Genomic DNA, 21,689 nt, shown 5'->3' on the forward strand with positions numbered 1-21,689 from the left:
CGCCGTGGCCCTGGTGGGACAGTTGGCAAAAATGAAACCAACTATACCTCAGCCGCAAAATGGATGCTCGCCACCGGGGGATACGCGCCCCCACCCAAGTAAGTCGAGTTGTTTCGGGCAGCTTGCAGAATGAGTTGCTTCTCGACGCTACGCCCACCCCGAAGCCGTTGGGTGCGGGAAGTTGGCGCGGCCGGGCACAAACCGGCGGCTTTGGCTGTTATGCCCCACCCGACGGCCTGCCTTTAGCAGGCCTGACTACGAAACTACCTGACTGAAAAGCTATTCGCATTAGCCATCGGGCCGCGTTTCCCTTACCTTTGCAGACTTATTCGCTCCGCTGCCGCATGGCCAAAAAAACGACTGCCGCTTCCGCTTCTTCCGCCACCAAAACCACCCCGGCTGCCAAGACCGAACGGGCTGCTAAATCGGCTTCTACTACCGAAAACGGCACTAAACCGGTCCTCCCCAAAGCATCTCCTGCCAAGGCGACCTGCACAGGCAAGGCCCCCAAAGCCAGCCAGCCCAGCTCCGAAGCCGTTTCGGTAGCGGCCGCCGTGGCTGAGGGCAAGGGCCATCACAGCACGGCGGCCGTGCAGGCCGTGCCGCGGAGTGAGGTAGTGAGCGAAACCGTAGTGGAAAACCGCAACGCAATTGGTGGGCAGCTGCTCGGGCCGGCCGATTTGGAGGCACCTTATATTGAGGTGTACGGCGCGCGCGAGCACAATTTGAAGAACGTGTCGGTGCGGATTCCAAGGGGGCGGCTGGTGGTGTTTACCGGCATTTCGGGCTCGGGCAAGTCGTCGCTGGCGTTCGACACGATTTACGCCGAGGGTCAGCGCCGCTACATGGAGACGTTTTCGGCCTATGCCCGCTCGTTTATGGGCGGCTTGGAGCGCCCCGACGTGGACAAAATCGAGGGCCTGTCGCCGGTTATCAGCATCGAGCAGAAGACCACCTCGCGCAACCCGCGCTCCACGGTCGGCACCATCACCGAGATTTACGACTTCCTGCGCCTGTTCTACGCCCGTACGGCCGAGGCGTTCAGCTACGCCACGGGCCAGAAGATGATTCGGCAGAGCGACGACCAGATTATCAATTACATCCTGGGAGAGTACGACGGCCGCAAGCTGGTGGTGCTGGCGCCCGTGGTGAAGGGCCGTAAAGGCCACTACCGCGAGCTGTTTCAGCAGGTGGCCAAGCTGGGTTTTACCAAGGTGCGGGTGGATGGCGAGCTGCTCGATCTGACGCCCAAAATGCAAGTCGACCGCTACAAAATCCACGACATCGAAATCGTGATTGACCGGCTCGTGGTGAAGGACGAGGACCGGTTCCGGCTCTCGGGCTCGGTGCAGAACGCCCTTACGCAGGGAAAGGGCACCATGCTTGTGCTCGACCCCGACAGCAAGAAGAAAGACAACACCCAGTTCTTCTCGCGCTTTCTGATGGACCCGGCCACTGGCATTGCCTACGACGACCCGGCGCCCAACACGTTCAGCTTCAACTCGCCCTACGGCGCCTGCCCCACCTGCAACGGCCTGGGCCAGGTACAGGAAATAACCGAGGAAACGGTGATGCCCGACCTCAAGCTGAGCATCAGCCGCGGCGGCATTGCGCCGCTGGGCGACTACCGCGACATCTGGATTTTCCAGCAGCTGGGCCAGCTACTCAAGCGCAATAAGGCCAGCCTAAGCACACCCCTGCACAAGCTGGCTCCCGACCTGCTCCAGCACCTGCTCTACGGCATCTCGGAAGAGGAAGCCGACGATTCCAAGCAGCCCGGCTACGCCGAGCCGTTCGAAGGCATCATTCCGTTTCTGCGCCGGCAGATGGATTCCGAGTCGGACAACATCCGCGAGTGGATTCAGCAGTACACCCAGGCCCAGGAGTGCCCCGAGTGCCACGGCTACCGGCTCAAGAAGGAAAGCCTGCACTTCAAAATCGACAGCAAGCACATTGGCGAGCTGGCCGTAATGGACCTCAACGAGTTGGCCGACTGGTTCGTGGGCCTGGAAGACCGCCTCTCGGAGCGCCAGAACCTGATTGCCCGCGAGCTGCTCAAGGAAATCCGCAAGCGCATCGGCTTCCTGCTCGAAGTGGGGCTGGACTACCTGAACCTGCACCGCTCGGTGCGCACGCTCAGCGGCGGCGAAAGCCAGCGCATCCGGCTGGCCACCCAAATCGGCACCCAGCTCGTGGGCGTGCTCTACATCATGGACGAGCCCAGCATCGGCCTGCACCAGCGCGACAACGAGCGCCTTATCAAGGCGCTGCAGCACCTGCGCGACCTGGGCAACTCGGTGATTGTGGTGGAGCACGACAAGGACATGATTATGCACGCTGACCACGTGCTCGACATCGGCCCCGGCGCGGGCATCCACGGCGGCCACATCGTGGCCCAGGGTACGCCCACCGAAATCTTCAGCTCCGGCTCGCTCACCTCGCAATACCTGAGCGGGGCGAAGCACATCGAGCTGCGCAAGAAGAAGCGCAAGGGTGAAGGCAACGAGTTGGTGTTGCGCGGCGCGAAAGGCCACAACCTCAAAAACGTGACGGCCAAGTTCCCGCTGGGCAAGCTGGTGGCCGTTACGGGCGTGTCGGGTTCGGGCAAGTCCAGCCTGATTCATGATACGCTGTACCCCATCCTCAACCAGCACTTTTTCAAGGCCAAGCGCGAGCCGCTGGCCTACGGCAGTATTGAGGGGCTGGAGTTTATCGATAAGGTGATTGAGGTGGACCAGTCGCCGATTGGCCGCACGCCGCGCTCGAACCCGGCCACCTACACCGGCGTGTTCACCGAAATCCGCCAACTGTTCGCCAACCTGCCCGAGTCGAAAATCCGGGGCTACGGGCCCGGCCGGTTCTCGTTCAACGTGCGGGGCGGGCGCTGCGAAACCTGCGAAGGCGCCGGCATCCGTACCATCGAGATGAACTTCCTGCCCGACGTGCACGTGCCCTGCGAAACCTGCAAAGGCCGCCGCTACAACCGCGAAACGCTGGAAGTACGCTTTAAAGGCAAGTCCATCACCGACGTGCTCGACATGACGGTGGAAAAGGCCGTGGAGTTCTTCGAGTTCCAGCCCCGCATCCTACGTAAAATCCAGACTCTGCACGAAGTGGGCCTGGGCTACCTCACGCTGGGCCAGCAGGCCACCACGCTTTCGGGTGGTGAGGCCCAGCGGGTAAAGCTGGCCACCGAACTCAGCAAAAAGGACACTGGCAAAACGTTCTACATCCTCGACGAGCCCACCACCGGCCTGCACTTCGAGGACATCAACCACTTGGCTGTGGTCCTTCACAAGCTCGCCGACAAGGGCAACACCGTTCTCATCATCGAGCACAACCTCGACCTGATCAAGGTAGCCGACTACCTCATTGACATCGGCCCCGAGGGCGGCGGGGCCGGCGGCTACATCGTGGCCCAGGGCACGCCCGAGGCGGTAGCAAAGGCTGGCAAGGGGCATACGGCCCGCTTCCTGGCCGAGGAGCTGCGCACGAGCAAGTACGAGGAGGCGTAACAAAACTCCACGCTTTTCAGCGTTGGAGGGCTGGCTACTTCAAAGTAGCCGGCCCTCCGTTTCTATAGGCACCCGGATTGCACGCTAGGCAACACTTATTGGCTATTGCTGCAAAATCAGCAGGAAATACAGCCTACTGATGTACTTCTTGCCTGAGTAAGTACTTACCTATAGCTAAATTTCTATTGACTAATATTTGTTAAGCCACAGATATTTTCCTAGTTTGAGGGCTTCTATTCAACTTCCTGCCCTATGAAAGTTCTTGTTTTCCCTGCACTGCTCGCTATTGCCATCATTACCGGACCCGCAAAGTCCGGCACCGGCACGGCAGCCCCAACGGCCCCAAACAAGCCCACCTCTACGGCCACTCTTGCCAGCCTAGAACCAGCAAAAAGCGCGCAGCCCGCTCCGGCCAACACCGCCCCTCACCTGAAAGCACCACTTGGCCAGCACCCGGCCAGCGGCCAATAAAACTACTTTCACGGGGCGAATCAGCCGTCTGCCGGCCTACCCCAGTGCTGACGCTATAGGCGCGCCGTAGTTCCGGCCCCTGGCTGTCTTAGCCGCCTCAGTGCATAGAAGGCCCGGTTTATCACACACCCGTACAGGAACTGAATAGGCAAGTCATGCCTTCTGCTGGAAGAATGCGGCTGTGCTTACCCAACGTGCGTTGTTCGTCAACCGCTTGTAGCCTGTCAATTTTCTGAAGACGGCCATCTAAAGCTGCCACGCAGATTTTCGGCATGACTAGGTAACTAAAACAGGAGCAGTAAAAAACCGCCACGTAAAAAGCACGGCGGTTTTTTTACTGCTCCTGTTTTGTCAGGCAGAACCTAGAAACCCACGACACTGGGCGCAACTCAGCCGCGAAAGTCTTCCATGCGGCTAAGTTGCCGATGGGCAGTTTTCTTAGCGGGCAGTCGAATCAGCAGCTAGGAGCGAGTCGGCGTTGGCTGTTATAGTGGGGCCCGCGTTGTTGTCGATTACCACCGCATCGGCCTTTACACCCCCATCATCGGCGGCAGCTCCAAGGTCGCTCACCGCTTCGCCAGCAGTGCCATCGGTGCGGGTTTCGGTGTTGCAGCTACCCAGCGAGAGAGCGGCGGCCAAGGCCAGGAAAGGAAAAAGCCGAAGTTTCATACGTCTGAAAAAAGTAGGTTGGAAGAACAGATAACTACTGTTGCGCAAAAAGGGCTACCTGCAGGGAAGATGAAGAGCTTAAAATCAAGGCTTTAGTTTGACTTTCAAGTCGTCGGCGGCCCGCTTCAGGTCCTGCAGCACAGCTAGCTGCCGGGTGGCCAAGGGGCGCAGGTCGGCATCATACGATTCGGTCTGCAGATCTTCGTTGATGTCTAGGTCCTGCTCGATCGTGCTAGTCAGAGCGTCTCCAAACTTCTGGTCGAAGGCCGCGCCGTTGAGGGCGGTCATTTCGCCTACCTGCTGGGCCTGGCTCTCGCCCAGGCCGGTGGGCAGCACCAGATTTTTCTGCTTAGCCAACACTCTCAACTCGTTGAGCAGGGCACTTATCTGATTGATGACGTTCTGGGCCACGTATTTGGCATCGGGCGAAGTCGCCTTGCGCTGGGCAATCTGGCTGATTTCGAGCAGCTCCATCTGGTTGCTGGCCGTCTCCACTACCAGCTCGGCGTCCCTGATCTGGCGCTTGGTAATATTCTGTTCGCTGATGCGCTTTTCGTTTTGAAGCTTCGCTTCAAAAACCGGATCATTATTGCTGGCCGAGCCCGAACAGGCTACCAATGCGGGCAGCAGCAACAGGAGGCAGGCAGCACGGGAAAATAGCATCAGCTGAGGGAATTTAGGAAGCAAAATTTATCTGTAGCTATACGCGGCCTGCCTGATCGGGTTCGGGAGCCGATGGCTTAAAAAAAAGTTCCCCGCCTACTTAAACTTTTCTGCACGCGCTGCCTCTAACTCCCGAAAACCAGTTACTCCCCTCATTTCTCACTTTTTGTTTTCTGCCCCCTCATGAAGCGCTCTACCTCCTACCTGCTGAGCATGGCCGCCCTGGCTGGCTCCACGCTGCTGCTGCCCGCCTGCAACAAGGCCAACGACCCGCAGAGCCCCGATGTTACCGTATCGGCCCAGGACCAGAGCCTGGCGGAGGATGAAACGGCCGCCCTGGCCGACCTGACGGATGCCGCCGCCCCTGCCGATGCCGCCGCGCCCAACAGCCCCGCTGCCGAAGCCGATGACCTGACCCGCCTGGCTGGTCGCTGCCTCACGCGCACCTACGACGCTGCTACCCGTACGCTCACCCTCGATTTCGGTACCACCAACTGCGTGGGCCCCAACGGCGTGGCCCGGCGCGGCAAAATCGTAACCGTATTCGGTGGCCAGACCCGCGACGCCGGCGCCACCAAAACCATTACGCTCGTTGACTATTACCGCAACGACAACCAGCACACCGGCACGCGCGTCATCACCCGGCTCAGCGGAGGTTCCTGGAGCCTTTCGGTGCGCAACGCCAGCATCACTACGCCCGCTGGCACCCACTCCTGGACCTCCAGCCGCACCTACACCCGCACGGCCGGCGACAAAACCCGCACCCTCACCGACGACGAATACAGCGTAACCGGCCAGACCAGCGGTACCAACCGCAAAGGCATGAGCTACACGGCGACCATCGCCCAGCCGCTCATCAAGAAATTCCAGCCCGGCTGCGCCCGCACCTTTGTGGCCGGTACCGTAACCATCGCCACCGATAAGAACCGGCAGGCGCTGCTCAACTACGACCCCACCGGCACCCAGGCCTGCGACAACATTGCCTCTATCACCGTCAACGGCGCTACCCGCACTATCCGCGTCGGCGGCGGCCTGTAACGGCGGCCTCTTCCGCTAACGTCAGGAGTCCGGTCCCATGTCAGTTAACGACATGGGGCCGGATTCCTTTTTGTGCGAAGCCGCAACTGAACTTTACTTGCCTTTGAACTCGGGCTTCCGCTTTTCCAGAAAGGCCTGCACACCCTCGCGGTAGTCGCCCGACTCACCGGCAATCTGCTGGCAATGGGCTTCGTAGTCGAGCATCTCGTCGAGCGTGGCGGTGGCGGCCTTGTTGAGCATCTGCTTAATGAGGCCAATGCTTTGGGTGGGCGCGGCGGCGTAGCGGGCGGCCAGGGCGTAGGTGGTCTCATCGAGCTGCTCGGGCGCTACCACTTGGTTCACCAGCCCCAGGCGCAACGCCTCCTCGGCCGTTACCTTCGAGCCCAGCGTGCATAGCTCAAACGCCTTAAGCGTACCCACCAGCCGGGGCAGAAACCACGACGAGCCCGAATCGGGCACCAGCCCGATGTTGATGAACACCTCAATCAGCGAGGCGTCTGATGAAGCCACAATGGCGTCGCAGGCCAGCGCCAGCGAGCAGCCGGCCCCGGCCGCCACGCCATTCAGACGGCATATAATGGGCTTAGGCAGCGCCCGCATGGCCCGGATGATGGGATTGTAGCGCTTGTGCAGCGAGTCGTAGAAGGAACGGGGCTGGCCTTCGGCGGCCTCGGCCTCGCGGCTGGCCTTCAAATCCTGGCCCGAGCAGAACGCCCGCCCGGCCCCCGTGAGCACCACGGCCCGTACGCTGGCGTCGCGCGCCACCTGCTTCAGCGCATCCTGCAGCTCGTAGCTCTGGGTATCGTCGAAGGCATTAAAAACGTCGGGGCGGTTAAGCGTGATGGTGGCCACGCCATCGGGGCGCACGTCGTAGAGCAGGGTAGGCATACGGAAAAGGGGTAAGTTGATAAGCAAAGAAACGTCATTCAGAGCGAAGCGAAGAATCTCGCGGGAACCGTTGCCACGGTCGTCTAACAGAATCACGCGCGATTCTTCGCTTCGCTCTGAATGACGTTCTACCCTCAGCGCAAGTCACTTATTCACCCATCCGCAACAGCGCCTCAGCCACATACAAATCGTCGGCCGTCGTAATTTTCAGGTTACGGTAGTCACCTTCCACCAGCTGAATAGGGTGCAGATCTTCCACCACACTGGCATCGTCGGTGAAGGTAGTGAGCTCGGGCAGCTGGTAGGCCCGGCGTAGCAGGGCCAGATCGAAGCACTGCGGGGTTTGCACGAGGCGCAGGCGGGCGCGGTTGAGCGCGTAGCTGCCCTGCTGGCTGAGGTTGCGCACTGAGTCTTTGGGCACCACGGCGGCCACGGCCGCGCCGTGGTTGTAGGCGGCCTGGTAAGTGGCCTCTATCACGGTGCGGGGCGTGAGGGGGCGCACCCCGTCGTGCACGGCCACCACGCCATTGTCGCGGTCGGCTAAGTGGGCCAGGCCAGCCCACACCGAGGCCCAGCGCGTGGCCCCGCCCACCACCAGCGCGTGCGGAATATGCACGTTGTACTGCGCGCACAGTTCCCGCCAGGTTTCCAGCTGTCCGGCCGGCAGCACTACCACCAGCTCGCGCACGCCCAGGGCCGGATCGGCAAAACGGCGCAGCGTGTGCAGCAGCACCGGCTCGCCGGCCAGCTCCAGAAACTGCTTGGGCCGGTCGGCACCCATGCGCGTGCCGCTGCCACCAGCCACCAGAATAGCGTAGCGGGGAGTGGCAGGAGCTTTTGGGGTTGAGGAGTTGGCGGTAGCGGATGGGTTCATGGCAACGGCGTAGGAGCGCAAATACGGCAATAGGAACAAAAAAACGCCGGCTGCTACTCGTGAAAGTAGCAGCCGGCGCAACCTGTTTCAAACAGCAGGGCTGTAGCCTAAGAACTTAGATAATCAGCATGGCGTCGCCGTAGCTGAAGAAGCGGTACTTCTCCTTGATGGCCAGCTTGTAGGCCTCAATCAGCAGGTCGTGGCCGGCAAAGGCCGAGGCCATCATCATCAGCGTGCTTTCCGGAGTGTGGAAGTTGGTGAGTAGCGCGTTGGCGATTTTGAAATCGTAGGGCGGGAAGATGAACCGGTCTGTCCAGCCCTCGTTGGCCTTGAGGCGGGTGTGGGCCGAAACCGACGACTCCATGGCCCGCATGGCCGTCGTGCCGATAGCACACACGCGCTTCTTGGTATCGAGGGCTTTGTTCACCACCACGGCCGTAGTACCGGGTACCACAAAGTTCTCCGAATCCATCTTGTGCTTGGTCAGGTCCTCCACATCCACGGTGCGGAAAGTACCTAGGCCGATATGCAGCGTTACGGGCGCTACCTCGATACCTTTGATTTCCAGGCGCTTCATTACCTCGCGGGTAAAGTGCAGGCCGGCCGAAGGCGCGGCCACGGCCCCAATGTTGTTGGCGTAAATCGTCTGGTAGCGCTCCTTGTCGGCCGCCTCGGTTTCGCGGGTGATAAACTCCTTCGGAATCGGGGTTTCGCCCAGGCTGTACAGCGCCTTGTAGAAGTCCTCGGGTGGGCCATCATAGAGGAACTTGATGGTGCGGCCGCGCGAAGTGGTGTTGTCGATTACCTCGGCCACCATATCCGACTCGCCGAAGTACAGCTTGTTGCCCACCCGGATTTTGCGGGCCGGATCTACGAGCACATCCCAGAGGTGAATTTCGGTGTTCAGCTCGCGGAGCAGGAAAACTTCAATCTGGGCGCCGGTCTTTTCCTTGTTGCCAAACATGCGGGCCGGAAACACCTTCGTATCATTCACTACAAATACGTCGCCTTCGTCGAAGTACTCCAGAATGTCTTTGAAAGAGCGGTGCTCGATTTTGCCACTGTCGCGGTGTAGCACCATCAGGCGCGACTCGTCGCGGTTTTTGGCCGGGTGCTGGGCCACCAGATTCTCGGGCAATTCGAATTTGAACTCAGAAAGCTTCATGGGCCAGACAGGGCAATAGTTGGGGAAACTAGTAAAAAAATCGAGCCGCAAAAGTACGGATAATTGGCGGAATAATAGTTAATTTTCGCCCGGAAACATTAATTGCCCGCTATCCGTCCGGCCCGGAGCGGATAGCTACACCGGGAGAAGATTGCGCAGGGAATAACCGTGCCATGCCTGCCGTAGCATCCGCAGCTTTCCGATCTAGCCCGAACCTCAGCTCCCCGATTCTATGAAAGCCATTCGCCTGACGCTTGAGAGTTTTCGCTTTGCCTGGGAGGCTCTGAAGAGTAATCTGCTGCGAACTGTACTGTCGCTGCTGGGTGTTACGGTGGGCATTTTTGCCATCATTGCCGTGTTTACGGTGGTCGACTCGCTGGAGAAGAACATCCGCAGCAGCATGAACTTCGTGGGCGACAAGGTTATTTATGTGGATAAGTGGCCCTGGGAGTTCGGGCCCGAATTTGCCTGGTGGAAGTACTTCAACCGGCCCGTACCCAGCATCCGCGAGTACCGGATGCTGCAGAAGCAGCTCGGGCCCAACAACGCGGGCATTGCCATTTTCGCCAGTAAGTCGGCCAATACTTTTAAGGCCGGCTCCAACAGCGTCGACGATGCCTTTTTGCAGGGCGTGAGCTACGACTACCGTAATATCTCGGACGTGCCCGTGGCCCAGGGCCGCTACTTTACGGCCCAGGAAGTGGATGGCGCCCGCAACGTGGCTATCATCGGGGCCGATATTGCCGATAACCTGTTTCCGGGCCGCTCGGCGCTGGGCCAGGAGTTTAAAACCCGTGGCCAGCGCTTCACGGTGATTGGGGTGATGGAAAAGGCCGGCAAGAGCCTGCTCGAAATCAAGAGCAACGACACCAACACGTTTATCCCGTTCGGGGCCTTTTCCAAGATATTCGCCATCAACCCTGGCACCGGCAGCGGCGTAGCGGCCACCATCGGCGTAAAAGGCCTCGACACCGACCCCGGCCTGCTCGACCTCGAATACGAAGTGACGGGGCTGATGCGCAGCGCCCGCGGCCTTAAACCCCGCGAAGAGGCCAACTTCGCCCTCAACCGCCCTGAAATGCTGGCCAGCGCCATATCGGGCCTGTTTTCGATTCTGGGCGTGGCCGGCGGTATTATCGGCTCGTTTGCCATGCTGGTGGGCGGCTTCGGTATTGCCAACATCATGTTCGTGTCGGTGAAGGAGCGCACCAACATCATCGGTATTCAGAAGTCGTTGGGGGCCAAAAACTACTTTATCCTCTTCCAGTTCCTGTTCGAGGCCGTATTTCTGTGTCTGCTGGGCGGGGCGGCAGGCCTGCTGCTGGTGTGGCTGGTTACGCTTATTCCGCAGGATTCGCTGCCGTTGTTCATGAGCGGCGGGCGCATTGCGCTGGGTCTCACGGTGTCGGTGCTTATCGGGATGGTAGCGGGCATTGTACCAGCTGTACTGGCGGCCAACCTCGACCCGGTCATTGCCATCCGGGCAAAGTAACGGGCAGAAGCAAGTCGGCAAGGCCTGTTATCCACCCTTTTCTTCTGCTCCAACCTACGGGCAATTTACTATCTTGCGAACCGCTATGTGAGGTCGCCCCCCTTTTTGTGGGGGCGGCCTTCCTTTTTGCTTACCTTATCTAACCGCTTGCTTTTTCCGGCGTGAACTGCTCCGGTCCGGACATATTTACGGGCCCGGATCGGGCGGGCTCGCGCCTCATTTTTTCCTTTAAAATTCCCATGTCGAAACTCAAAAAAGAAAGCCGCACCAAAACGGCCGACCAGAACCTTAACGCCGGTAGCGGCCAGACTATCGTTCAGCCCAACGTCAACGACAATAAAGTCAAGACCATCAGCGACATCCGCGAGCAAACCCACGGCGAGCGGACGGTGCAGGTCGACGACGAGCAGCGCATCCGCAAGGCATTCGTAGACAAGGACTGGAACGAGATTAAGATTGCCGACTCCTGGCAGATATTCAAGGTAATGGCCGAGTTCGTGGAGGGCTTCGAGAAGATGTCCAAAATCGGCCCCTGCGTATCCATTTTCGGCTCGGCCCGCACCAAGGCCGACAACCCGTACTACAAGATGGCCGAGGAAATTGCGGCCAAGCTCGTGCGCCACGGTTATGGCGTTATCACGGGCGGCGGCCCCGGCATCATGGAAGCCGGCAACAAGGGCGCCCACTCGGAGGGCGGCAAGTCGGTGGGCCTCAACATCGAGCTGCCCTTCGAGCAGTTCAACAACATCTACATCGACCCCGACAAAATCATCAACTTCGACTACTTCTTCGTTCGGAAGGTGATGTTCGTCAAGTACGCCCAGGGCTTCATCGGCATGCCCGGCGGCTTCGGCACCCTCGACGAGCTGTTCGAGGCCATTACGCTCATCCAGACCAAGAAAATTGGCCGCTTCCCCATCGTGCTGGTGGGTACCAAGTACTGGCAGGGCATGTTCGACTGGATTCAGCAGGTGATGCTGGAGGACGAGCGCAACATCTCGCCCGAGGATATGGACCTGGTACAGCTGGTGGATACGGCGGAGGACGCGGTGAAAATCATCGACGACTTCTACGGTAAGTACTTGTTGTCGCCTAACTTCTAAACAGGGATTAGCAAGGATTTTAACGGATTTAACGGACGGTTTCGAGGTTGGGTATTGCCTTGCTCCAAAAGCGAACTGTGGAAGGCGTAAACATTCCTGTTTTCCAGGGCTTCCTAAGCCGCTGCTTCGGCAGCGGCTTTTTTGTGCGTAGCTTGGTTTGATTTCTTTCGTTGCGTTTGCTCGTTGCTATGCCGGATTCCATTGCCCCATTGTCGTCGGCCCCCGCCGAAGCGCCCGCGCTGGTGCGCGACTACGACTACCTGCTGGTGGGCGGCGGCGCGGCGGGCCTAAGCCTGGCCTACCACATCAGCCAGGAACCGCGGCTGGCGGGCAAGCGGGTGCTTATTCTGGAGCCCGATACCAAAGACCGCAACGACCGCACTTGGTCGTTCTGGGCCGACGCGCCCACGCTTTTTGATGGCATTGTGGCCCACGAGTGGGCGAAGCTGGCCTTCCGCAGCCCCACTTTCGAGCGGGTACTGGCCCCGGAGCGCTACCGTTACAAGATGATTCGGGGCCTGGATTTCTACCAGTTTGTGCGGCAGATGCTGACCGGCAACCCGCAGTTTACCTGGCTGCGCACCACGGTAGAGGAGCTGGCCAGCACCCCCACCGGCGCCCGGGCCGGCACACCCGACGGCGAGTTTACGGCCCGCTACGCCTTCGACAGCCGCCCGCCCCGGCTGGCCGAGCTGCGCCGCCCGCGCCACCGCTACCTGCTCCAGCACTTTGTGGGCTGGGAAGTGGAAACCGAGCACGACGCCTTCGATTCCACCACGGCCGAGTTCATGGATTTCCGGGGTGAGCAGGAGCAGGAAGTGCGCTTTATGTACGTGCTGCCCTTTGGCCCGCGCCGGGCCTTGGTCGAGTACACGCTGTTTTCGGAAACGCCGCTGGCCAAGGCTGAATACGAAGTGGAGCTGCGCCGCTACCTGGCCGCGCTGCCCGGCGCCGGCAACTACCGCATTACGGCCGAAGAAGTGGGGGCTATTCCGATGACCGACCATCCGCTGCCTCTGCGGCAGGGCCCACACGTACTCAACCTGGGCACCCGGGCCGGGCGCGCCAAGCCCAGCAGCGGCTACGCGTTCAAGCGCATTCTGGCCCACTCGGCCCGGCTCACGGAGGCCTTGGCGGCCACCGGCCACCCGCCCCGCCACAGCACCGGCGACCAGTGGCAGTTTCGCCTCTTCGATACGCTGCTGCTCGACATTATGCAGCGCCGGGGAGAGCAGATACGCGACATCTTCAGCCACCTTTTCCAGCGCAACCCCGTCGACCGCGTGTTCGATTTTCTGGACGAGCGCACCAGCTGGAAGGAGAATTTCCAGATTATGAACTCGGTTACGCCCTGGCCCTTTATGCGCTCCATCTGGCACGTGCTGCGCCGCCGGCCGGGGCAGCGGGAGTAAGCCGCAACTACTCGTCAGGCGTGTACCGGCAGGCTTTCCTCGCTTTCCAGGTAGGCCCGCTCAGCGGCTACCACCTCCGGCGACAGTATCTGCAACCGGGGCACGGGGCGCGAGAGGTTGAGCAAGTAGCCGGGCAGCTGCGTGAGGTTGTCGAGGTCGTGGGTGATGCAGAGCACGGTTTTGCGCTCCTGCTGCACCCACTCGTGCAGCAGCCCGAACACGCGGCGGCGGTAGTACACGTCGAGCTGCTGGGTGGGCTCGTCGAGTAGGCAGAGGGCGGCATCCTGCAGGCTAAGCTGGGCCAGCCACACCAGCTGCTGCTCGCCGCCCGAGAGCAGCGTGAAGTCCCGCTCGGCGAGGTGAGCGGCCCCCACGCGGGCCAGCGCCGCATCGGCCAGGGCGTAATCGGCAGCCGAGTAAGCGCCCAAAAAGCGGTGGTGGCGGAAGCGGCCCATCACCACCAACTCGCGAACGGGTAGCGAAAACTCGACGCTGGCCCGCTGGGGCAGGTGGGCCAGCAGCCCGGCCGCCGCGGGCCGGCGCACCGTGCGCAGGTTCTGCCCGCTTACGGTTACGGTGCCCTCGTACGGAATCTGGCCGGTAAGGGCCCGCAGCAGGGTGGTTTTACCGCAGCCGTTGTGCCCGATAACGGCCACGAAGGCCGGCTCAGCTACCATAAAACACAAATTGCGGAGCAGGACTCGTCGTCCGTACCCCGCAATCAGGTTTTCAATACATAGCGCCTGGTGCATAGCGGTTGGTTGGTAGTAATGGATGCCGGGCCCAAAATGTACCCATGCTTTCTAAGCACTAACAACTACGCGCTACGCACCAAACCTTAGTACTCGTCCTCGTTGAACATGAAGTCCTCCTTGGTCGGGTAGTCGGGCCAAACTTCTTCAATGTTTTCGTAGGGCTGGCCGTCGTCTTCCAGGGCCTGCAGGTTTTCTACCACCTCCATCGGGGCACCCGAGCGGATAGAGTAATCAATGAGCTCATCCTTGGTGGCGGGCCAGGGGGCATCTTCCAGATACGAAGCAAGTTCGAGGGTCCAGTACATAAGCGTGTGTGCTACTAAAGGGCAACTAAAAAAATGGTCAAAAGCGCGGAGCGCCGTCCGCAAAAACCCGGCCGATACCAAAGGCCTGTCAGAACTGCATTGAGGCCGCAGCCCAAAGGTACGTCGGCGAAGTTGCTGACGACAACGTAAATCCGTCAGGAAGGTTAAGTTGGCAGTCAGACCGGTGCTGAACTTAGCGGCCGGCCGCCGCCTGGTACATGACAATCAGGTCGTTCTTGGTTCTGATTTTGCGGTCGAAAGCCCTGATTTTGCTTTGCAGCAGCGTGCGGAACGCGTCGTTGGCGGGACTGGGGCTGAGCTTATCGAGGTTGTCGGCCAGCACCTGCCGCTCCTGCTCATCGAGGCGGATGAACTCGCGCAGGGCCTGTACCCGCAGCGCCGCTTCGGCGGCCGGAGCCGGCGCGGGCGTGGCGGGGTCGGCCGTGGCCTGCCGCTTGCGCATGTAATAGTCGAGGGCACTCATCTCGAACACCTTGTCGCAGGCCATAATGAACTGCTCCCACACCTGGTCCGACTCCTCGCCGCGCACCGGGCCCACCTGTTTCCAGGCCGCCTGCAGCTCTTTGGCGCGGGTTACGGCTTCGGGCATGGGCCGCTTCAGCAGCTCCTGCGCCTCGGCAACCAAGGCGCGCTTGCGGCGCAGGTTTTCCTCGCCGCTGCCGTTGTTGCCACCCGCCCCGGCGTTGCTGCCCAACTGCTGGCGCTGGCTTTCAATGTGGATTTTGAGGCGCTCGAAAAAGTGGTTGTGAGCCGCCCGAAAGCTCGCCCACAAATCGGTGGCCTGCTTGCGGGGCAGGGTGCCGTCGATTTCCTTCCAGGCCTGCTGCAGCACTTTCAGCTTGCGGCTGGTATCCTCGAAATCGGTGGAGTTCTGCAGGGCTTCCGAACGACGAATCAGGTCTTTGTACTGGTCGAGCGTGCGGTTGTTCATGGCCTTCTTCACGGCCAGGTAGTCCTTTTTACGGGCGTAGAATGCGTCGGCGGCGGTCTGAAAACGCTTTTCCAGCTCGTCGGTCAGCTCCTTTTCCACCGGCCCGGTTTTAATCCAGGCTTGGCGCAACTCCTTGATCTGGTCGCTGCCTTCCTGCCAATCAAGCGTGTCGCGCAGGGCCTCGGCTTGCTCGATGAGGCTGTTTTTGGTAGCCAGGTTTTTGGCCCGGTTGTGCCGCACAGTGGCCTGAATGGCATCCTCGGCCACGCTGAGCCGCTGGTGCAGCCCAGCGAAGTCGCCCAGCGCATCGTAGCTGCCGGCCTGCTCCTTCAGGTGCAGGGCCTTCATCAAAAACGAGCCTTTATTGTCCGATTCGTCGATGCTGCGCAGCAGCTCCTCGACTTTGGCCTGGTAGCGGGCGAAACGCTCGGCAAAATAGCGCAACGACGCTTCGGGCGAATCTTTTACCTGGCCCACCGGCCGGGCCGGATAATCGAGCACGGGACGCAGCCAGACCTGGTCGCCCTCCGCGTAGCCATACTGCCGGGCCTGGGCCAGCAGTTGGTCGGGGGATGCCGGTAATTCCATAATCGGATAAAAAACAACTAAGTGGGGAAGGAGAACTGAGGGCAGAACGAGGTACAAGTTTACGGCTTGTTGGCCAGATTAGCTGCCGGCCCCAAAGGGCGGAATGTTGGGGCGGGCTGCCTACCTTTGATAGGCCGACAACGCCGGCCGGCCGGCTTTCTGCCCGCCCAGGCCTTTTTTTCAGCTTCTACTTTCTTGTCATGAGCGACCAGCCCACCATTATCTTTTCGATGGCCGGGGTCACCAAGGTGTACCCGCCCCAGAAACAGGTTCTCAAAAACATCTACCTCTCGTTTTTCTACGGCGCCAAAATCGGCGTGCTCGGCCTCAACGGCTCGGGTAAGTCGAGCCTGCTCAAAATTATTGCCGGCGTCGACAAGCAAATTCAGGGCGACGTGGTGTTCTCGCCGGGCTACTCGGTGGGCTACCTCGAACAGGAGCCCCAACTCGATGCCACCAAAACGGTGCTCGAAGTAGTGCAGGAAGGCGTGGCCGAAACGGTGGCGCTGCTCCAGGAATTCGAGGAAATCAACGAAGCCTTCGGCGGCGAAGACCCCGACTTCGACAAGCTGCTGGAGCGCCAGGGCACCGTGCAGGAGCGCCTCGACCAGCTCGACGCCTGGAACCTCGACAGCAAGCTGGAGCGGGCCATGGACGCCCTGCGCACGCCCGACGCCGACGCCATCATCGGCAACCTTTCGGGCGGTGAGAAGCGCCGGGTGGCTTTGTGCCGCCTGCTGCTGCAGGAGCCCGACGTGCTGCTGCTCGACGAACCCACCAACCACCTCGACGCCGAAAGCGTGCTGTGGCTGGAGCAGCACCTGCAGCAATACAAAGGCACCGTGATTGCCGTAACCCACGACCGCTACTTCCTCGACAACGTGGCCGGCTGGATTCTGGAGCTCGACCGCGGCGAAGGCATTCCGTGGAAGGGCAACTACAGTTCGTGGCTGGAGCAGAAATCCAACCGCCTCTCGCAGGAGGAAAAAACCGAAAGCAAGCGCCAGAAAACCCTGCAGCGCGAGCTGGAGTGGGTACGCATGGCCCCCAAGGCCCGCCAGGCCAAGAGCAAGGCCCGCCTCGCCGGCTACGACAAAATGGTGGGCGCCGACTCGAAGGAGAAGGAGCAGAAGCTGGAGCTCTTCATCCCCGACGGCCCCCGCCTGGGCGCCCAGGTGATTGAAGTGGAAGGCCTGCGCAAGGCTTTCGGCGACAAGCTGCTGTTTGACAACCTGACTTTCTCGCTGCCCCAGGGCGGCATCGTGGGCGTTATCGGGCCGAACGGCGCCGGCAAAACCACCCTGTTCCGCCTCATCACCGACCAGGTGCAGCCCGACGCCGGTACGTTCGTAGTGGGCCCCACGGTGCAGACGGCCTACGTGGACCAGCAGCACGACACGCTGGAGCCCAACAAGTCGGTGTTCGAAACCATTTCGGGCGGTACCGAAACCATGCTATTGGCCGGCCGGCCGGTGAACTCGCGGGCCTTCGTGAGCAACTTCAACTTCCGGGGCGGCGACCAGGAGAAGAAAGTCGGCAGCCTCTCGGGCGGCGAGCGGAACCGGGTGCATCTGGCCACCACGCTCAAGCAGGGTGCCAACCTGCTGCTGCTCGACGAACCCACCAACGACCTCGACGTCAACGCTATCCGCGCCCTGGAAGACGCGCTGGAGAACTTCGCCGGCTGCGCCGTTATTATCAGCCACGACCGGTGGTTCCTCGACCGGCTGGCCACCCACATCCTGGCCTTCGAGGGCGATTCGGAAGTGGTCTGGTTCGAGGGCAACTTCTCCGACTACGAAGAGGCCAAGAAGAAGCGCCTCGGCGACGTGGCCCCTAAGCGCGTGCGCTACCGGAGTTTGGGGTAGGGGCCCCGTTCTTAGTGAGTAACTACGGCAACCGCTGTTCATCCTACCGGAGGATGAACAGCGGTTGCTTCTTTGTAGGTAGTACTGGAGCAGTGTAGAAAGTCGAAAAAATCCCACGCTTCGGCAAGCGTACGCCAGATGAAGCATGAAGTTCTGACTGTTGCTGGCTGTCTTTTAAACAGCTTAATTGTCTTTGCTCCTACCAGCCAACGCAATTTCTCCTATCTTACCTGCCTAACCGATTAGCTGCCTGGCTTTGCTGCATCTGAAACCCGTGGCAGAGCCCACTCCGCAAGACTACAGCAATCGGCGTTGGAGTGTGCGGCTGCTGTTGCTGAATGCCGCGCTATTTTGCCGAGTGGTGTATTCGGGCTATTTAGCCCGCTATTTCTACACCGATACGCAGGATATTCTGTCGTTCCTGGGGCCCTTAGTGACGCTGCCGCTGTTGCTGACCGGAATAATCTGGTCGTTGCCCCGCTCCCTGAACCGCCCCTTCCGGGTGCTGCTGGTGCTCAGCTTAGTGCTGCTGGTTGGTGGCCTATGGTTGGCTTGGTTTGCTACTCACTTTATGCGGGGCAAATGGTGAAGTTAATGACTTGGTGGCGCGGTTTAAGCGGCATAAACAAAGCAATGAGTGGCCTAGCTCTAGTCATGGGCCTGTTTCTGCTCTATAGTCCGCTGGCTTACCGTGAATGGCAGCGGCAGTACTGGGCGGGTGTAGTCATCGATGAATCTAATTATCCGGCGCGGCTGATTGTCGGCAGTCTGGCAGCCACGAATGGGGAGCAGGTGAAGATTCAGGACCCCGGCAATGATGAAAACAGTAAGAGTAGCAATGATGGCAAGTACATGAACTACAACTGGAACTTTGACGAGTGGCTGGCCGCCTCCTTCCAGCTACCGCCGCGGCAACTCCAGCTTACCTGGGCCTCCATCCCGGAGCGGCGATTCTACCGGGGCAATTTCGCGCTGCCCGCCGGCCGCGTCGACAGTGTGTTTGCGCTGGCTGAAACCAATCCGGCTTGGCGGGGGAGCTTCAGTAAAATGGCCAGCGAGCGGTATCATGAAATCTACCTGGATAGCTTGGTGTACGGTCCGACCGTAGTCGTCCGCCCCGGCTGGGGTGGGCGCGTGCGGGTGTGGCTGGCGGGGCGCGATACGCTGCACGTCGTCCGCCTAGGCGACTTCCAAGCGCAAAGTTTTCAGCCGAACTGGGACAAGGAGCCCCCCTATGTGTATGATGGTGTGACACAGGCCGACTACTGGGCAGAACTCACAAGGCAAGAGAAGGAGATTCGGCACATTATCCCTCCAATATACTAGCCCGTCCGGCGTAGAATTATTGCTCGGTTAAGATAATAATCAGGAGCCTACTTGCATCCCCAGAAGAATCCACTGCCCACAACCCCGCCCATGACCTTTGCCGAATACGACCAGCTCGACGGCCTCGCCCAGGCCGACCTTGTCCGCCGGGGCCAGTTGACGGCCGCCGACCTGTGCGCCGCCGCCGTAGCCCGCGCCGAAGCCGTGAACCCACGCATAAATGCCGTGGTGCGGCCACTGTATGAGGCAGCCGAGGCGCGGGCCGCGGCGGGGCTGCCGGCCGGACCGCTGGGCGGGGTACCGTTTCTGCTCAAGGATTTCGGGGCGCAGTATGCGGGCGTACCGCATAGCTCGGGCAGCCGGGCGCTGCGGGGCTTCGTGCCGGCGCAGGATGCCGAGCTGGTGCGGCGCTGGCAGGCGGCGGGGCTCAACGTGTTGGGCAAAACCAACACGCCCGAGTTTGCCCTGATGGGCGTAACCGAGCCGGCGCTATTCGGGGCCACGCGCAACCCCTGGAACCCCGACCACACGCCGGGCGGCTCCAGCGGCGGGGCGGCGGCGGCCGTAGCGGCCGGCATCGTGCCAGTGGCCGGGGCCGGCGACGGGGGCGGCTCCATCCGCATCCCGGCGGCCTGCTGCGGGCTGTTCGGCCTCAAGCCCAGCCGGGCCGCAACCCCACCGGCCCCGAGCAGGGCCGAGAAGTGGCAGGGCGCGGCCGTGGAGCACGTGCTTAGCCGCTCGGTGCGCGACAGCGCGGCCCTGCTCGACGCCACCGCCGGCCCCGACCCCGGCGCGCCCTACCTTCCTGCCCCCGCCTGCCGGCCTTACCTGGAGGAGGTAACCGCCCGCCGGGCCGGCTGCGCATCGGTTTTAGCCTTGGACACCCGCTGGGCAAGCCGCTGCACCCCGAGTGCGCCACGGCCGTGCGCGAGGCCGCTGCGCTGCTCGGAAGCCTGGGCCACGAGGTGGAGGAAGTGCCGCTGCCCTTCGATGGGCAGGCCGTAGCGCGGGCGTTCCTGATGCTGTACTTCGGCGAAACCGGGGCCAGTATTGCCGCGCTGGCGCAGCACCTGGGCCGCCCCGCCCGGCCCGCCGACGTGGAGCCCACCACCTGGCTGCTGGGCCTGCTGGGCCGCACCTACTCGGCCGCCGACTTCGCAGCGGCCCGCCACTCCTGGAACGACTGTGCCCGCAGCCTCGGCCACTTCCACCAGATGTACGACTTACTGCTCACGCCTACGCTGGCTGTGCCGCCGGTGCGCATCGGCGAGTTGCAGCCCAAGCCCACCGAGCAGTTGCTGCTGAAGCTGGTGAACACCTTCGGGCTGGGCGGACTGATGCGCCGTTCGGGCCTGGTGGAGCAGCTGGCCGAACAAAGTCTCGAAAAGACGCCCTACACCCAGTTTGTCAATCTTACGGGCCAGCCGGCCATGTCGGTGCCTCTACACTGGACCGCCGACGGCCTCCCCTGCGGCGTGCAGTTCGTGGCTCCCCTGGGTGCCGAGGACGTGCTGTTCCGCGTAGCCGGCCAACTGGAACAGGCTCAACCGTGGTTTGGGCGGCGGCCGATGCTTTGAGCTGTTAGCTGGCTTATTGCGGCATAAACCAGTGCAGGTAACCACAGTTGTCGCACTCGTAGCATAAGGCCGAGGCATCGGTCCAGTCCAGGCTGAGAAAGGTGGACGTGGCGCTGTTGAGCTGCGCCTTGCGCCGCCAGAAGCGGTTGTGCCGGCAGATTACGCAGTGCAGCTCGTGGCCCTTAATCTCAACGCCAACTGGCTCAAGAGCATCAAATAAACCCATAGGAGTAGTAATTTGGACAGGTACAGACCCGCTGCCGGCTACAGCTGATATGTGAGGGTAGGCGTGAGCGTCAGCATCTCAAAGGTGGAAACTGATATCAGGTAGTAACCGCGCGCTTTCAGGCCCAGCCGCAGCCGGGTGTCGATGGGCCGAGAGTATTCCAGCCCGGCCACCACGCCGCCCTCCTCGGCATAGCCGTTGCCCCGGTTATTTTCGCTGATCATGATGAAAGGCTGATTGCCCACCAGTACCGGTGCTATGGCGGCCGATTGGGAGGCCGTGGTCATGTATACCAGGCCGGCGTGCAGCTTCAGGTCGCGGGCAATACTATGCTCGTACACGACCTGGAAGGCGTTATTGATGTAGCGCAACCGGAAATCAATCTGGGCAAACGTGCCTGGGGAGTTCTGGTAGCGCACGTGCTTCTCGTCCATGTTCACGCTGCGGGTGTAGCCCAGCGCCACCGCCGACTTTGGGCTTAGCTGGTAGCCAATTTCGCCCCCGCCGGCCGCGCCCAGCAACCGCACGTGCTGCAATTCATAGGAATAGTCTTTGAAAGAAGCTGCCTGAAAGTTGGCAACGCCTCCGTAGTGAATCTGCAGACTTACCCGGCCCGGTGGCCGCGCCGCTACCTGCGCCCACGCTGGCACACTGCCGCCCGCCAGCAGCAGGCCGGCGACTACTAATTTCAATTTCATAGACAAGTAATAATCCAGACGAGGACAAAAATAACCGTAAGCTAGCGCAGTACACCTTGCCGTACAAGCAGCTTGTAGATGCGACCGGTTTTCAAACTACAAAG

The 21,689-nt window shown here is 61.0% G+C and carries 21 protein-coding genes; 11 read left to right on the forward strand and 10 right to left on the reverse strand.

Annotation, left to right across the window (positions count from 1 at the left end; translation table 11 throughout):
- Window positions 1–344 precede the first annotated feature (344 nt).
- Window positions 345–3,515, forward strand: a complete 3,171-nt coding sequence (gene uvrA / locus D0N36_RS12390; RefSeq protein WP_116941974.1) for an excinuclease ABC subunit UvrA — start codon at window positions 345–347, stop codon at window positions 3,513–3,515.
- A gap of 252 nt (window positions 3,516–3,767) precedes the next feature.
- Window positions 3,768–3,986, forward strand: a complete 219-nt coding sequence (locus D0N36_RS12395) for a hypothetical protein (RefSeq protein ID WP_147320852.1) — start codon at window positions 3,768–3,770, stop codon at window positions 3,984–3,986.
- A gap of 438 nt (window positions 3,987–4,424) precedes the next feature.
- Here the strand turns inward: D0N36_RS12395 and D0N36_RS12400 are convergent, their stop codons facing one another.
- Window positions 4,425–4,655: a hypothetical protein gene (locus D0N36_RS12400; RefSeq protein ID WP_116941932.1), complete on the reverse strand. Its 231-nt coding sequence runs from the start codon at window positions 4,653–4,655 to the stop codon at window positions 4,425–4,427.
- A gap of 84 nt (window positions 4,656–4,739) precedes the next feature.
- Window positions 4,740–5,318, reverse strand: coding sequence for a DUF4142 domain-containing protein (locus tag D0N36_RS12405; RefSeq protein WP_116941934.1), 579 nt, complete (start codon window positions 5,316–5,318; stop codon window positions 4,740–4,742).
- 183 nt (window positions 5,319–5,501) lie between these two features.
- On the opposite strand from D0N36_RS12405, the gene D0N36_RS12410 reads away from it, so the two are divergent.
- On the forward strand, window positions 5,502–6,356 hold the full coding sequence (locus D0N36_RS12410) for a hypothetical protein (protein ID WP_116941936.1): 855 nt from the start codon (window positions 5,502–5,504) through the stop codon (window positions 6,354–6,356).
- 93 nt (window positions 6,357–6,449) lie between these two features.
- On the opposite strand, the gene D0N36_RS12415 is transcribed toward D0N36_RS12410, so the two are convergent.
- From D0N36_RS12415 to queA, 3 genes are all read right to left on the reverse strand, one after another.
- Entirely contained in the window at window positions 6,450–7,244 is a 795-nt protein-coding gene (locus tag D0N36_RS12415; RefSeq protein WP_116941938.1) for an enoyl-CoA hydratase-related protein, read from the reverse strand.
- 148 nt (window positions 7,245–7,392) lie between these two features.
- Window positions 7,393–8,118: a 2-C-methyl-D-erythritol 4-phosphate cytidylyltransferase gene (locus D0N36_RS12420; protein ID WP_116941975.1), complete on the reverse strand. Its 726-nt coding sequence runs from the start codon at window positions 8,116–8,118 to the stop codon at window positions 7,393–7,395.
- A gap of 115 nt (window positions 8,119–8,233) precedes the next feature.
- Window positions 8,234–9,283, reverse strand: a complete 1,050-nt coding sequence (gene queA, locus D0N36_RS12425) for a tRNA preQ1(34) S-adenosylmethionine ribosyltransferase-isomerase QueA (RefSeq protein WP_116941940.1) — start codon at window positions 9,281–9,283, stop codon at window positions 8,234–8,236.
- 232 nt (window positions 9,284–9,515) lie between these two features.
- Here queA and D0N36_RS12430 point away from each other — a divergent pair, with 232 nt between their 5' ends.
- The 3 genes from D0N36_RS12430 to D0N36_RS12440 all read left to right on the forward strand — a co-directional run bounded on the left by D0N36_RS12430 (window position 9,516) and on the right by D0N36_RS12440 (window position 13,290).
- Complete coding sequence (locus tag D0N36_RS12430; RefSeq protein WP_116941942.1) at window positions 9,516–10,775, forward strand: ABC transporter permease; 1,260 nt, start codon at window positions 9,516–9,518, stop codon at window positions 10,773–10,775.
- Window positions 10,776–11,014: 239 nt separating this feature from the next.
- Window positions 11,015–11,878, forward strand: coding sequence for an LOG family protein (locus tag D0N36_RS12435; protein WP_116941977.1), 864 nt, complete (start codon window positions 11,015–11,017; stop codon window positions 11,876–11,878).
- Between the two features lie 188 nt (window positions 11,879–12,066).
- Window positions 12,067–13,290: a lycopene cyclase family protein gene (locus D0N36_RS12440; protein ID WP_116941944.1), complete on the forward strand. Its 1,224-nt coding sequence runs from the start codon at window positions 12,067–12,069 to the stop codon at window positions 13,288–13,290.
- A gap of 14 nt (window positions 13,291–13,304) precedes the next feature.
- Here the strand turns inward: D0N36_RS12440 and D0N36_RS12445 are convergent, their stop codons facing one another.
- The 3 genes from D0N36_RS12445 to D0N36_RS12455 all read right to left on the reverse strand — a co-directional run bounded on the left by D0N36_RS12445 (window position 13,305) and on the right by D0N36_RS12455 (window position 15,890).
- On the reverse strand, window positions 13,305–14,042 hold the full coding sequence (locus D0N36_RS12445; protein ID WP_262895320.1) for an ABC transporter ATP-binding protein: 738 nt from the start codon (window positions 14,040–14,042) through the stop codon (window positions 13,305–13,307).
- Window positions 14,043–14,128: 86 nt separating this feature from the next.
- Complete coding sequence (locus D0N36_RS12450; protein ID WP_019948259.1) at window positions 14,129–14,350, reverse strand: DUF2795 domain-containing protein; 222 nt, start codon at window positions 14,348–14,350, stop codon at window positions 14,129–14,131.
- A gap of 193 nt (window positions 14,351–14,543) precedes the next feature.
- Window positions 14,544–15,890: a DUF349 domain-containing protein gene (locus D0N36_RS12455; RefSeq protein ID WP_116941948.1), complete on the reverse strand. Its 1,347-nt coding sequence runs from the start codon at window positions 15,888–15,890 to the stop codon at window positions 14,544–14,546.
- A 200-nt stretch (window positions 15,891–16,090) separates the two neighbouring features.
- Here D0N36_RS12455 and ettA point away from each other — a divergent pair, with 200 nt between their 5' ends.
- The 5 genes from ettA (at window position 16,091) to D0N36_RS19980 (ending at window position 20,661) form a co-directional block, all read left to right on the forward strand.
- Entirely contained in the window at window positions 16,091–17,758 is a 1,668-nt protein-coding gene (gene ettA, locus D0N36_RS12460; protein ID WP_116941950.1) for an energy-dependent translational throttle protein EttA, read from the forward strand.
- 274 nt (window positions 17,759–18,032) lie between these two features.
- A complete protein-coding gene (locus D0N36_RS12465; protein ID WP_200793385.1) occupies window positions 18,033–18,347 on the forward strand; it encodes a hypothetical protein in 315 nt (104 codons plus the stop codon).
- Between the two features lie 65 nt (window positions 18,348–18,412).
- On the forward strand, window positions 18,413–19,084 hold the full coding sequence (locus tag D0N36_RS12470) for a DUF2931 family protein (protein WP_190242650.1): 672 nt from the start codon (window positions 18,413–18,415) through the stop codon (window positions 19,082–19,084).
- 90 nt (window positions 19,085–19,174) lie between these two features.
- Entirely contained in the window at window positions 19,175–20,089 is a 915-nt protein-coding gene (locus tag D0N36_RS19975; RefSeq protein ID WP_262895321.1) for an amidase, read from the forward strand.
- A complete protein-coding gene (locus tag D0N36_RS19980; protein WP_262895322.1) occupies window positions 19,984–20,661 on the forward strand; it encodes an amidase family protein in 678 nt (225 codons plus the stop codon). Before D0N36_RS19975 ends, D0N36_RS19980 begins: the two co-directional genes overlap by 106 nt.
- Window positions 20,662–20,674: 13 nt before the next feature.
- Here the strand turns inward: D0N36_RS19980 and D0N36_RS12480 are convergent, their stop codons facing one another.
- Both D0N36_RS12480 and D0N36_RS12485 read right to left on the reverse strand, forming a co-directional pair.
- Window positions 20,675–20,887 carry a hypothetical protein gene (locus D0N36_RS12480; protein WP_116941956.1) on the reverse strand — a complete coding sequence of 71 codons (213 nt, stop codon included), beginning with the start codon at window positions 20,885–20,887 and terminating at the stop codon, window positions 20,675–20,677.
- Between the two features lie 38 nt (window positions 20,888–20,925).
- Entirely contained in the window at window positions 20,926–21,585 is a 660-nt protein-coding gene (locus D0N36_RS12485; protein ID WP_116941957.1) for a hypothetical protein, read from the reverse strand.
- Between the last annotated feature and the right edge of the window lie 104 nt (window positions 21,586–21,689).

The sequence above is a fragment of the Hymenobacter lapidiphilus genome (assembly GCF_003417065.2).
In the GTDB taxonomy this organism is placed as follows: domain Bacteria; phylum Bacteroidota; class Bacteroidia; order Cytophagales; family Hymenobacteraceae; genus Hymenobacter.

What these genes read in the sequence shown, in the direction of transcription:
- D0N36_RS12455 (WP_116941948.1), bottom strand. Translation starts at nt 15,890, where the DNA reads ATGGAATTACCGGCATCCCCCGACCAACTGCTGGCCCAGGCCCGGCAG.
- D0N36_RS12470 (WP_190242650.1), top strand. Translation starts at nt 18,413, where the DNA reads ATGGGCCTGTTTCTGCTCTATAGTCCGCTGGCTTACCGTGAATGGCAG.
- uvrA (WP_116941974.1), top strand. Translation starts at nt 345, where the DNA reads ATGGCCAAAAAAACGACTGCCGCTTCCGCTTCTTCCGCCACCAAAACC.
- D0N36_RS12400 (WP_116941932.1), bottom strand. Translation starts at nt 4,655, where the DNA reads ATGAAACTTCGGCTTTTTCCTTTCCTGGCCTTGGCCGCCGCTCTCTCG.
- ettA (WP_116941950.1), top strand. Translation starts at nt 16,091, where the DNA reads ATGAGCGACCAGCCCACCATTATCTTTTCGATGGCCGGGGTCACCAAG.
- D0N36_RS12410 (WP_116941936.1), top strand. Translation starts at nt 5,502, where the DNA reads ATGAAGCGCTCTACCTCCTACCTGCTGAGCATGGCCGCCCTGGCTGGC.
- D0N36_RS12395 (WP_147320852.1), top strand. Translation starts at nt 3,768, where the DNA reads ATGAAAGTTCTTGTTTTCCCTGCACTGCTCGCTATTGCCATCATTACC.
- queA (WP_116941940.1), bottom strand. Translation starts at nt 9,283, where the DNA reads ATGAAGCTTTCTGAGTTCAAATTCGAATTGCCCGAGAATCTGGTGGCC.
- D0N36_RS12430 (WP_116941942.1), top strand. Translation starts at nt 9,516, where the DNA reads ATGAAAGCCATTCGCCTGACGCTTGAGAGTTTTCGCTTTGCCTGGGAG.
- D0N36_RS12440 (WP_116941944.1), top strand. Translation starts at nt 12,067, where the DNA reads ATGCCGGATTCCATTGCCCCATTGTCGTCGGCCCCCGCCGAAGCGCCC.
- D0N36_RS12485 (WP_116941957.1), bottom strand. Translation starts at nt 21,585, where the DNA reads ATGAAATTGAAATTAGTAGTCGCCGGCCTGCTGCTGGCGGGCGGCAGT.
- D0N36_RS12450 (WP_019948259.1), bottom strand. Translation starts at nt 14,350, where the DNA reads ATGTACTGGACCCTCGAACTTGCTTCGTATCTGGAAGATGCCCCCTGG.
- D0N36_RS12445 (WP_262895320.1), bottom strand. Translation starts at nt 14,042, where the DNA reads ATGCACCAGGCGCTATGTATTGAAAACCTGATTGCGGGGTACGGACGA.
- D0N36_RS19975 (WP_262895321.1), top strand. Translation starts at nt 19,175, where the DNA reads ATGACCTTTGCCGAATACGACCAGCTCGACGGCCTCGCCCAGGCCGAC.
- D0N36_RS12480 (WP_116941956.1), bottom strand. Translation starts at nt 20,887, where the DNA reads ATGGGTTTATTTGATGCTCTTGAGCCAGTTGGCGTTGAGATTAAGGGC.
- D0N36_RS12420 (WP_116941975.1), bottom strand. Translation starts at nt 8,118, where the DNA reads ATGAACCCATCCGCTACCGCCAACTCCTCAACCCCAAAAGCTCCTGCC.
- D0N36_RS12435 (WP_116941977.1), top strand. Translation starts at nt 11,015, where the DNA reads ATGTCGAAACTCAAAAAAGAAAGCCGCACCAAAACGGCCGACCAGAAC.
- D0N36_RS12405 (WP_116941934.1), bottom strand. Translation starts at nt 5,318, where the DNA reads ATGCTATTTTCCCGTGCTGCCTGCCTCCTGTTGCTGCTGCCCGCATTG.
- D0N36_RS12415 (WP_116941938.1), bottom strand. Translation starts at nt 7,244, where the DNA reads ATGCCTACCCTGCTCTACGACGTGCGCCCCGATGGCGTGGCCACCATC.